A 1,546-nucleotide genomic window follows, 5' to 3' on the forward strand; every position below is an offset into this window, starting at 1 on the left:
CGCCACCGGGGTCTCGGCCACGGCCGGGTCGGCCCCCTGCGAACCCACCGCCCAGAGGCCGCCGAGGGCCAGCACCGCCACGGCGCCGAGCACCAGCGGGCGCGTGCCCACCGGGTGCAGGCGCGACCGCAGACCGGACCGCTCCGGTTCCTGGGCGGCAGCGGCGAAGGCCTCGCGGAGGGCGGCCATCCGGTCCTGGTCGCCGCTGGCCGAGCCGTGGACCACCATGTCCGGCCAGGAGGTGCCCGGCCGGTCCGCGGGGTCCGCGTCCTCCGCGCCTTCGTCCCCGAGGGCGAACGGTGGCGCCTCCACACGCTCGGCAGCCGGGCTGGACGGGAGGGGGCTGGACGGGGCCGCACTCGCCGCCTCCGGCTCGTCCGGCCCGGGCGGAAGGTCGACCGGGCCGTCGGGCGGCGTGCTGGCCCCGGCCACCTCCTCGAGGGCGCCGGCGGCACAGACCACCAGGGCCGTGACCGTGGGACGTCCCGACGGGTCGTCGCGCAGGCCGCGCTCCACGGCCACCACGAGCTCCTCCGGCAGCTCCCACGTCACCACGTCGAGCAGGTCCCGGACCACCGCGGCCAGTTCGTAGGTGTCGCTCGCCGGGGTGGGCGCGTCGCCGTCCACCACCTCCGGCGGCTCCCGCAGCCAGGGGTCGTCCCCGGCCGGGACCGGCGGCCCCAGGTGGAAGCCGTGGTCGGCCCCCACCCCCACCACCGCGGTGCTCACGCCACCGTGCACCGCGCCACCCTCGTGGAGCCGCACCAGGTCGGCCCCCACCTCCCGCAGGAGCCGGGCCACCTCCTGCGGCGACGGCTCCCACCCTTCCTGCACCAGTTCCTGCACTCGAACCATGGGTGCAGCCTGCCGCGGATCCGGGTGGGCGTGTCGGGCGTCGTCCACAGGCGTACCCTCGGCGTATGCGCTTCGAGCACGTGGGCCTGGTTCCGGACACCGTCGACTACATGGAGGGCTGGGACCTGCAGAAGCAGGTGCACCAGCGCGTCGTCGAGGGTGGTGAGGACACCGTGCTGCTGCTGGAGCACACGGCCGTCTACACCGCCGGCAAGCGCACCGAGCCCCACGAGCGCCCCCTGGACGGCACCCCCGTGGTCGACGTGGACCGCGGCGGCAAGATCACCTGGCACGGCCCCGGCCAGCTCACCGGCTACCCGATCGTGCGGTTGCCGGACCCGGTGGACGTGGTGGCGCACGTGCGCCGCCTCGAGGAGGTGCTCATCCGCACCGTGGCCGAGTACGGCATCGAGGCCACGCGGGTGGACGGGCGCAGCGGTGCCTGGGTGCTCGGCGACCCCGCCGCGCAGGACGAGTTCGGACGTCAGGACCGCAAGATCGGCGCCATCGGCATCCGCGTGAGCCGCGACGTGGCCATGCACGGCTTCGCCCTCAACGTGGACTGCCCGCTCACCTGGGCCGAGGGCATCGTGCCGTGCGGCATCTCCGACGCGGGCGTGACCAGCATCGCCGCCGAGCTGCGCCGCCGCGGCGAGGACGCCGCCGGCGCGACCGTGGCCGACGCCCTGCC

Annotated in this window: 2 protein-coding genes; one reads left to right on the forward strand and one right to left on the reverse strand. The window is 76.1% G+C overall.

What is annotated here, in order from left to right; all coding sequences use genetic code 11:
• Window positions 1–855: serine/threonine-protein kinase (locus HMPREF3099_RS07195; RefSeq protein ID WP_237769790.1), on the reverse strand; the 855-nt coding region annotated here is incomplete at its 3' end.
• Window positions 856–920: 65 nt separating this feature from the next.
• Between HMPREF3099_RS07195 and lipB the strand changes: the two genes are divergently transcribed.
• The coding region (gene lipB / locus HMPREF3099_RS07200) for a lipoyl(octanoyl) transferase LipB (RefSeq protein WP_070705359.1) at window positions 921–1,546 on the forward strand (626 nt) is incomplete at its 3' end.

Source organism: Kytococcus sp. HMSC28H12 (assembly GCF_001816045.1).
GTDB classification, from domain to species: Bacteria; Actinomycetota; Actinomycetes; order Actinomycetales; family Dermatophilaceae; genus Kytococcus; species Kytococcus schroeteri.